8 protein-coding genes are annotated in these 9,822 nt (G+C 52.4%); 1 reads left to right on the top strand and 7 read right to left on the bottom strand.

Annotated features, from left to right (window positions below):
- Window positions 1-29 precede the first annotated feature (29 nt).
- Window positions 30-953 (top strand): LysR family transcriptional regulator, encoded by a 924-nt coding sequence (locus F4Y39_11905; protein ID MYC14422.1) that lies wholly within the window; start codon window positions 30-32, stop codon window positions 951-953.
- A 5-nt stretch (window positions 954-958) separates the two neighbouring features.
- Here the strand turns inward: F4Y39_11905 and thiI are convergent, their stop codons facing one another.
- The 7 genes from thiI to F4Y39_11870 form a co-directional block, all read right to left on the bottom strand.
- Window positions 959-2,128 carry a tRNA 4-thiouridine(8) synthase ThiI gene (thiI, locus tag F4Y39_11900; protein MYC14421.1) on the bottom strand — a complete coding sequence of 390 codons (1,170 nt, stop codon included), beginning with the start codon at window positions 2,126-2,128 and terminating at the stop codon, window positions 959-961.
- Window positions 2,129-2,136: 8 nt separating this feature from the next.
- Entirely contained in the window at window positions 2,137-3,705 is a 1,569-nt protein-coding gene (locus F4Y39_11895) for a serine/threonine-protein phosphatase (GenBank protein ID MYC14420.1), read from the bottom strand.
- 5 nt (window positions 3,706-3,710) lie between these two features.
- Entirely contained in the window at window positions 3,711-5,120 is a 1,410-nt protein-coding gene (locus tag F4Y39_11890; protein MYC14419.1) for a sigma-54-dependent Fis family transcriptional regulator, read from the bottom strand.
- Window positions 5,121-5,131: 11 nt separating this feature from the next.
- Complete coding sequence (locus tag F4Y39_11885; protein MYC14418.1) at window positions 5,132-6,385, bottom strand: HAMP domain-containing histidine kinase; 1,254 nt, start codon at window positions 6,383-6,385, stop codon at window positions 5,132-5,134.
- 180 nt (window positions 6,386-6,565) lie between these two features.
- Window positions 6,566-8,146: a flotillin family protein gene (locus tag F4Y39_11880; protein MYC14417.1), complete on the bottom strand. Its 1,581-nt coding sequence runs from the start codon at window positions 8,144-8,146 to the stop codon at window positions 6,566-6,568.
- Window positions 8,147-8,168: 22 nt separating this feature from the next.
- On the bottom strand, window positions 8,169-8,771 hold the full coding sequence (locus tag F4Y39_11875; GenBank protein ID MYC14416.1) for a hypothetical protein: 603 nt from the start codon (window positions 8,769-8,771) through the stop codon (window positions 8,169-8,171).
- 100 nt (window positions 8,772-8,871) lie between these two features.
- Window positions 8,872-9,462 (bottom strand): sigma-70 family RNA polymerase sigma factor, encoded by a 591-nt coding sequence (locus F4Y39_11870; GenBank protein ID MYC14415.1) that lies wholly within the window; start codon window positions 9,460-9,462, stop codon window positions 8,872-8,874.
- Window positions 9,463-9,822 lie beyond the last annotated feature (360 nt).

Genomic DNA, 9,822 nt, shown 5'->3' with positions numbered 1-9,822 from the left:
ATAGATTGTATTTTGAATTGGAGCGAGATATGAATCTTTATCATTTGCGCTATTTTTTGTCTGTTGCACAAACCGGGAGTTTTAGTCAGGCAGCACGGGAGATGCATGTGACTCAGCCAACGGTGAGCAGTGGTATTGCTGAATTGGAAAAGACAATGGGGGTGAGGCTTTTTAACCGGGGTGGTAAGCGCGTGGCGCTGACAATGGAAGGGCGCACGCTGGTGAACTATGCGATGCAGATTCAGGATCTGGTCGAAGAGGTAGAAGACCACTTGCAGCGGCGCGATGTGTTGCCGGGGGAGGGGTTTCAGTTTGGCGCAATTGATGCGGCTGTGACGTATTTGTTGCCGGATATTTTGAAGGATTACAGGCGTGCTTATCCCAGTGTTTCTCTGTCTGCACAGGTAGCACCATCGCGCTATCTGGTAGATGATCTGCTGATGAATCGCTCTGAGTTTGCGGTTATTTCGCTGCCTTATGATCATCCGCGCGTGGAGACGGTGTCGATTTATCGGGATTCTATGCCGCTTGTGGTGGGGGCATCTCATCCTTTTGCCGCGCGAGAAAGCGCGACTTTGCAAGAGGTGGTGCAAGAGCCTTTGATCCTATTTCACACGGATTCCATATCGCGCAAAATTGTGGATGAGCGATTTGCAGAAGCGGGCGTGTCTCCCGGCGTGGTGATGGAGATGCGAAGCCCAGAGGCAATGCGTAAGCTGGTGGAGGTCGGTGTTGGGATTTCGTTTTTGCCTATGCTAACTGTGCAGGAGTCCCTGGATGCCGGGGCGTTAAAGGTGGTGGATGTAGAGAGGGTGGCATTTAGCCGCGAGATCGGTGTGGCGTGGCGGCGAGGGCGCTATTTTAGTGCGGCGATTCGGTATTTGATTGAGGCGATTTTTGAAGCATACCAGGGGCTGGAGGTCTGGCAAGAGAAGGTGGGAGGTACAAAATGAGTATGCTAAAATTTGAATGTTTTGCGTTCGGTTTGTTCAAGGGTTTGTTCGATGAGGGGGGCGAGGTTGAGCGTGGATTCGATTTCGCGGACTTTTTCCAAATTGGCGCGCGTTTCGGGGTGTTTGGGTACAAAGACAGAACAACAATCTTCATAGGGTTCGATGGAGATTTGATATGTGCCAATGCGCCGTGCTTCATTGATGATTTCTTCTTTGTTGTCACCGGCTAATGGACGCAAGATGGGTAGCGGGGTCACTTCTTCGATGACGCGCATGTTCGACAGGGTTTGCGAGGCGACCTGCCCGACGTTTTCGCCAGTGACAAGTGCGAGGGCATCGACTTTTTGGGCAACGACTTCTGCAATGCGCAGCATGGCGCGGCGGTAGAGAATGACGCGATAGCTCGCAGGTGCTCGCATCATGATGTGGCGTTGAATTTCGACAAATGGCACCAGGTACAGGTCCGACACGTATTGATGCCGGGTGAGGAGTCGCACGAGGTCTTCGGTGTTGCGCTGGGAATTGCGATTGGTATAGGGCTGACTGTGAAAATGCACATAAGTCAGTTTGACACCGCGTTTCATAATTTTGTAAGAAGCCACGGGTGAGTCAATGCCCGAGGAGATGAGGCTTACAGCGCTTTCATTGGAACCGACGGGCAAACCCCCTGGTGCCGGAATTTTTTCAGCGTAGATAAATATGCGTTGTGGGGCAATTTCAATAAAGCAGGTGAGGTCTGGGTTATCCATCAGGACGCGGGCACCGGACAGGGTTTGAATATGTTTGCCCACATCCCGGTTGATTTGATCCGAATTGAGCGGAAAGGTTTTGTCGCCGCGTCTGGTGACAATTTTGAAGGATTGAAAGTCGGCTTTTTGTGCAAGTGCCCAGGTAGTTTCTCGAATGGCTTCGATATTGCGTTTGGCCACGACTGCTTCGGAAAAGTTGGCGATGCCAAAGACTTTTGAGAGTCGTTCTCGGATTACATCTATCGGCGATTCTGAGGTGAGTGCGAGCATCATGCGGCCCGATAGACGCTCGAGCTTTCCGCAGGGTACGTCTTTGAGTGCGCGGTTGATGTTGGTCATCAGACGCCGTTCAAATTTGCCCCGATTTTTGCCTTTGAGGCCAATTTCGTGATAGTGTATGAGTATGAAGCGGTCGTTGGTCATCATGAGATGGGTCAGGAGTTAAGGGATAAATCGCGCTGGAGAATAACGAGGGTTATGTCGTCGGTGCGCCGCGCTTTGCCAATAAAGGATTTGACATCGGCGACGAGGTCGGCAATCAGGTCTGTGGGTGTCCGGTCTATGGATGCGCGTTCGAGACAACGTATAAATCGGTCGTCGTCAAAGAAGTTGCGTTTGGCATTTTGGGCTTCGACAACACCGTCGGAGTAGAGCACGAGGCGATCACCGGGCGCGAGTGTTAAATGCTCAACTCGATAGGGAGTTTGGGGGCGTATAAGTGCCGGGATGCCAAGGGGATATCCCGCGAGGTCGATAAATTGAGAGCGATTGGAAATATGGACCGGAGGACAGTGTCCTGCGCTTGCAAGCGTGACTTCGCCGGTGGGTACGTCGAGTACAGCGATGCAGCAGGTAATAAATGTGGCCTGGTCAATCTGACCTTCCAGTGAGTCATTAAGACCGTCGAGAATATCGGCTGGTGCAACGCGATTTTGGCATTCATAGCGGAGCATTTCATTGAAACGCACGGCGGTCACGGCTGCTTCCATGGCTTTGCCAGAGACATCGGCAACGAGGATGCCGAGTTTTGTTTTGTCTTCATCCAACCAGCGGTACGTATAGTAATCCCCGCCGACGCTGTTGGCGGGAATACAGGTTCCGTCGAGTGTATAACCAGGCAGGTCGGGACTGGATTGCGGCAATAGACCCATTTGCATGTCGTGCGCTGTTTGCAATTCATCGCGCATCTCCGAAAATTGTTGTTTGTAGCTCTCCCACTGTCGCGCTTCTTCGCAGAGGGTCTGGTTGTAGGCCGATGCAAAAATCCCGAGCGCGAGGGGTTGAAAGAGAACAAAGACACAGAGTTGGGCGAAGGTATTGTCGATGAGGCTATCGGTGAGTGCGACTGATCCTACGAGAATTCCGAGCGCGGTGAGTATAAGCGCGCAGTGGCGAAAAAAACCGTAGCGTTCAACGGCTTTGCGACTTTCGACATAGGCTTCATCGATGTGTACCCCCCGGTCTGCTGCCAGAAGATAGATGTAGAAGCATTTGACAACAAAAATGAGGCCGGGTAAAAATAAGAGGCAAGCTGCCGGAATGACGGCATAATAAATAATATTTTTGTCTTCTAAGAATCTTCCAATGTTTTCTGGTGCAGCGGGGATATCCCAGGTCGTTTCCCGGGCAACGACCTGTTTGAATGCATTGAGCAGGAATGCAAAGAAATCACTGTTCACAAAAACCAGTGCTACAATGAGGACGAAGCCGAGAATAAAAAACAGGAAGATAAAAATGTTCATCGAAAAAAAACGGACGAAACGAATGATCTGCCCAAATAGATCTCGCATGCGGGGTTTTGCTCCTTGCTGCGCGCGCAAGATCATGATGGCAAAGCCAGCATATAAGCTGCCCAGGAGCAAAGTGCCCGATACCGCACTCAGGAGTATTGCCAAAAATGAAGCGAGGAACAAAATGGGCAGGTGGCTCGCCCAGGAAGATATGCTGTCGTTGAGACAGCGGTGGTATTGGAGATTTGCCCGAACGGGGATGTCGAGAGCCATAACAATCAGGGTTTTTCTTTGTTGAGTTTATATTTGCGGTACAGGTGGCGAAATTGGTCGTAGCTGAGTTTGAGTTGTTTGGCGGCTTCGCGCTGGTTCCAGGAGACTTTATCGAGAATGCGCCGCAATAGACTCAGTTCATAGGATTGCACTTGTGATTCAAAACCGTCGTTCAATTCGGGTGATTGGGGCGCTTGTTGAGAAACTTCGGGGGGCAAATCGCCCGGTTCAATCTCTGTCCCTCGGGCGACACAGGCCGCGCGTTCGGCCGCAAATTTGAGTTCGCGCACATTGCCCGGCCAGCTATATGTCATCAGGCGTTCTGTTGCCGCATCGGAAAAGTCGCGTTTTTGCAGGCCTGGTACTTCTTCGACGATTTGTGCGACAAAATAATCGGCTAATGCGGGAATGTCTTCTCGGCGTTCGCGCAACGGGGGCATGTGCAAGACTTCAAAGCGCAATCTGTCGTAGAGGTCCTGGCGGAATCGACCTTCGGCAATTTCCGTTTCGAGGTCGGTATTCGTGGCGGCAATAACGCGAATATCGACAAAGATGGGTGTCGCACTGCCCACGCGCTGAATTTCGCTATATTCAATGGCTCGCAACACATTTTGCTGAAATTCGGGGGTGGTGTTGCCGATTTCATCGAGAAATAGGGTGCCGCCACTGGCGGCTTCAAATTTGCCCGTGCGGGCTTCTGTCGCGCCTGTATAAGCCCCTTTTTCGTGTCCAAAAAGTTCGCTTTCGAGCAATTGGTCGGCAATGGCGGCGCAATTGACTTTGACAAAGGGACGGTCTTTGCGGTCACTGCCATAGTGGATGGCCGCGGCGACGAGTTCTTTGCCCGTGCCGGGTTCTCCCGTGATGAGCGCGGGCCGGGGGATGGGAGCTACGGTTTGCGCTCGCTGGAGGATTTGCTGGAGTTTGGGGCTGGAGCCGATGATTTGATAACGCTTGCCAAATTCGTCTCGGTAGAATTGGTTTTCGCGCCCCAGGTCCTGAACTTCGGCCCGCAGTTGGGCGTTTTCCTTAAGTGCTTGATACACGCGGTCGAGTTTTTCAAGGCTGAGTTCGATTTTGTCTTCGATATAAAAGTCTTTTTCAATAAAGTCTGTTGCGCCCAATCGCAGTGCAGCCACGGCAGTGTCTATTGTGCCTTGTCCAGTGAGCATAATGACGGGCAGGTCGGGAACCGATTCGAGCATTTGTGGCAAAATTTCGAGGCCATCGGGTTCATCGGGTCCGTAATCGAGGTCGAGAATGGCCAGGCCAATCTGATTGGGATGCTGTTGCAGATATGCCAGAGCTTCGCGTCCAGTAGAGAAGGCATGGACCTTGCGCGTGTCTTCCCGCAGGCTTCGAATCAGCATGTCGAGGACTTCTATCTGGTCGTCAGCAACGATAATTTCAGTCATGGGAGAGGGTCTTATTGAATAAATTCTTCAGCTATTGGATCGCGCGAGGTATCGGGTACGTTGTGTTGCAGGCCAATGCTGTCGTGTTGTGTTGAGACTTCAAAATCGATGGGTAGGTCAATGCGAAAAACCGCGCCTGCACCCGGACGACTGATCACGCGCAACGTACCGCGGTGTGCCGCTGCAATGCGAGAGCATATACTCAGCCCATAGCCATTGCCCCTTTCTCGCGTTGAAAATCCGGGGTCAAATATGCGGGTTTGCAAATTTTCGGGAATGCCGGGGCCATTGTCTTCCACTTCAATATAAACCGAACTGCGCTCTGTATCGGCACCGACCTGTACTCTCACCACGCCATTATTTTCAACGGCTTCGATGGCGTTGAGGGTCAGGTTTGTGACGGCTTCAGATAACATGCCAGCGTCCGCTTTTACCTGAGGCACATGAGGTTCGGCGGCAAAGATGAGTTCTTTGTCCCCTGCTCGTGCAGAGAGTCTGTGGGTCATTTTTTCAATGAGTTGGGACACATCGACCAGCGCGGGATTCATAGTGTCTTGTTTCATAGACCGCAAGTAGGCAACCCATTGGCTGTAGATGTGTTCTTGTTCGTTTGCGATGTCTTTCAGATCATCCAAACCGTCGGTATTTGGCGGTAAATTGCGTATGGCGCGACGCATTCGGCTGCCGGAGAGCCCCATCAGGTTTTTGATGCGGTGACCGTGCGTGTAGAGGCTTTCATAGACCTGTGCGCGCCCAAGGTCTATGAGTTCGAGAGATAGGCGGGCGAGAATGAGCGATGCTCTAACGCCAAATTCTTCGGTGATGCTTGCGTATTCGCGTTCCATTTGTGCCGGGCTCATGTGTTGAAAGAGCAATCGGGCGAGGTTGCGATAGGGGAGCATGTAATCGGGTTCGAGGTGTACGGCGATTTTAAATTCGCCAAGAGCCGATAGGATTTGCCCATCTTGCATGAGCAAAACGCCCAGGTTGTTGTGCCCGGGCGCAAAGAGGGGATCGGCTTCCAAACCCCGGCGGTAAACGGCAATGGCTCGAGATGCGTTTTCTGGAAAGTCGTCGAGCAGGCTGCCCAACAAAAAACAGACGCGGTCCATTTCCTCGCTCTGGTCATCGACAGACAAAATGTATTCGAGGTGTTCAACCGCTTTTTTGTAGTCGCCCGAGCCTGGCGCTGCCCCGCGTGCGTGTTGCAGCGCCATTTGGAAACGAGATTCTATGTCTGTGGCTATGTTCAGGGTGTTGGTCATGGCTGTACGAATCTTACGAATCAACGAATCAACGAATCAACGAATCAACGAATCAACGAATCAACGAATCAACGACGGAGTTTGTAACAACCTTGGGTGGTTGGGCGGGGTTCGTCTATTCGTCTATTCGCGCTTTTCTCGTCTATTCGCGCTTTTCTCGTCTATTCGCGCTTTTCTCGTCTATTCGTCTTTTGAGTTATCGGATTTGCCGTTTTCCCCTGCCGTTTGTTCGCCGTTCATTTTGCCCAAAAATTCGGGTAATTCAAGCCCGGCCAGGCGCGCCAGATCGTGCATGGGCGGTATGGCACCCATGAGGCGTTGTCCCAGGTTGGACATGCCACTCTCGCCATTGCCGCTGTCCCAGACCATCACTTTGTCGATGGGCAAGTTGCTAATGGCCTCGGCCTGGATGTTGGCGACTTCGGTGAGGCGTTCGATGATCAGAAAGGCTGCTGCTGCCTGGTCGTTGCTGCCACATGCTTCAACGAGTTGTCTGTATCCTTCGGCTTTGGCGTTGAGAATGGCCTGAGTCCCTTCGGCTTCGGCCTGTTTTTGTGCGAGAATGGCAGCGGCTTCACCTTCGGCAATAAGCCGTCGCTGTTCTTTTTCGGCTTCTGCTTGAACGACCTGCCGCTGTTTTTCAGCTTCTGCTTGGACGACGATTTCTGCGCGTAAGCGCGCTTCTTCGCGCAGTGCTCGGGCGTCTTCGGCTGCTTTTTCCGCGGTTTCCTGGGCAACGCGAATGGCGCCGTCCGTGGCTTTGGTCGCTTCTTCTGCTTGTCGCCGCGCTTCTTCTTCTGCCACGCGTTGTCCCGCGCGATAGCCCGCTGTTTTTGCTTCTGCTTCTGTTTCTGATTGTACGGCTTCTGCTTCGAGAGCGGCGACATTTTGGCGTTTGTCTCGCCCGGCCTGTGCTTCGCCAATTTCGGCTTCTGATTCGAGTGCGGCAACTTGTCGTCGTCTATCTCGCGCGGCCTCTGATTCGCCGATTTCAGCTTCTGATTCAAGTGCGGCGACCTGTCGTCGTCTGTTTCGCGCGGCTTCTGCTTCGCCAACTTCGGCTTCTGATTCGGCTGCGGCGACGTCCCGACGGCGGTCACGTGCGCGTTCGGCCACGCCAACCTGCCCGTGTCGTTCTTGTTCAGCCACGTCGATAGATGCCTGGTTCACGGCTTCGGCTGCTGCTTTTTGACCGATGGCTTTGATGTAGCCGCTTTCGTCGTCGAGGTCTTTGATGTTGACGTTGATAACGGCCAGACCAATTTTTTCCATTTCAGTGGAGACGGCATCATTTACTTTGGTCATGAATGCCTGTCGGTCCTGATTGATTTCTTCAATTTGCATGGTTGCAATGACTGCGCGCATCTGGCCGAGGATGATGTCCTGTGCCTGGCTCTGAACTTGATCGCGGGACAGGCCCAAAAGGCGGATGGCCGCGTTTTGCATGACGCCGGGCTGATTAGAGATGGCTGCTGTGACTGTGGTGGGGACGGATACGCGGATGTTCTCCTGTGAAAGCGCGTTGTCCAGGTCAATGGGTACGACAAAGGGTTCGAGGTCGAGGTAGTCGTAGGCCTGCAATAGGGGCAGGACAAAAGCTGCGCCGCCGTGTACACATTTTGCGGCTGTGCCACCTCCTGTTTTGCCGTAGATGACGAGAATTTTGTTGGATGGACAGCGCTTGTAACGCGAGATGAATGTGAGGAATAGCAATAATACAACGGCTGCCAGGAGTACGGTGAGAATGAATTCGGTGGGCATTGTCCCTCCTTTAAGTTCGGGATTAAATGGGTTCGACTTCAACTGTGGTTACGTCGAGTGTTCGCAGTACGCGAACCGGCGTTTTGTTCTGGATGGGTTGCCCGTCTCTGCTGCGCGCAGAGATGTAGTTGACAGCCCCGCTTTCCATTACGCGGATTTGACCGGCGCCATTTTCGGGAATGTCGATATAGACTTCGCCTTCATTGCCGATGCAGGACGATAGGTTTCGGTTATGCGATTCGGAGAGTTGTTGCACTTTGTAGAAGAAGTACGCAACCAGGACCATTCCCGCGCCGCCCCATACGAGGCCGCGAAGGACCGAATCTTCGGTTGAATGTCCCGAGTCGAGATAGAGTGCGCCTGCCCATCCAAAGAGCATGCCAAAGGCGATCACAGAGCGCAGTGAGAGCAGTTGAAAGGTGGCGGTACCGTGATCATAAGGACTATTATCGACATCTGGCCCCGCATCGTTGGCATTGAAGCCGTCATGGTCCATGACGTCCGCGGAATCGCCCAGGCCGATGAGTGTTGTGATAAATTGCCAGAGAAACAAAAGGGTGAAGAAGACAGCACAGCCATAGAATGCCTGATTGAGAGGCGCGAGTTCTGTCCACCATGCCTGCATATTAACCTCCAGAAATCGGACTGAAAGTTGCGCGTTCTATCAACTGATCTTTATGTTCCTAAATTTGTCCACGCAAGGGGCGAAAAGCAAGAGTTATTTCTTATCCGGGTTGTAAACCGAGTTTGCGAAATTCGCTTTTGAGTTGGCGGCGGGCGCGGCAGAGCCAGGTTTTCACGGTTCCAAGCGGAACGCGAAGCGCCTGTGTGATTTCTTCGTAGGACCAGTCCATGACGTAGCGCAGCCACATGGCTTTGCGATAGCGTTCGGGCAAGTTTTGTATGCTTTTGTGGACCAATTGTATGCGTTCGCGTTTTTCTACGATCTGGTCTGGTAGCGCGCCGGGTATGAGGTCGCGGAGGACGTTGTGTACGACTTCGGGGTCTTCGGTTTGATAGACCCAGTTTTGCCGCACTTGCTGCGAGCGCAGGTGCGAGCGATAGACGTTGAGGGCAATTTGCGTGAGCCAGGTCGAAAATGCTGCCTGGCCTTTGAATGTGTGTAGCGAGCGATAGGCGCGAAAAAATGTGTCTTGCATCAGGTCGTCAATGGTGTCGCGGTCTGAAATGCGCTGTGCGAGGGTGCCGTAGATCTGACTTTGATATTTGTGGTAGAGCGTTTCAAATGCCCGGCGGTCACCCGAGAGGGATGCGCGAATCAGGTTTTGATCCTGTGTTTTCACTTTTTTCTCCATTCGTTAAGGTAATTCATTTATAGCTATTATCGTGGTTGTGACAAGACGGATTTTTCCGTCAGTCTCTTTTGATCAAGCGATAACCGATCCCAATACATATAACGGCGATGGCGAGTTTGAGCAGGAGAAAGATTAGCTCAAATAGAGAGCCGATGAGCGGGAAGAGAACCTGGATGGCGAAAATGCCGCCGATGATGATGAGCACGATGCCGATGAGTTTTGCCAACATGGGATGTCCTTTTATTTCTAAGGTGTGAGGTTGTCCGTCAATCCGAGATGGTTTGCGGAGGTGGAGGTGGCTTAGCGAGAAATGGGCGATCGGTCGAGTTTTTCGTCAATGGTGATCATGACGTCTTGAAT

Source organism: Gemmatimonadota bacterium (genome assembly GCA_009838845.1).
In the GTDB taxonomy this organism is placed as follows: domain Bacteria; phylum Latescibacterota; class UBA2968; order UBA2968; family UBA2968; genus VXRD01.
The sequence above is the reverse complement of the archived record's forward strand: the minus strand, read 5'-3'. Positions and strand labels throughout refer to the sequence as shown.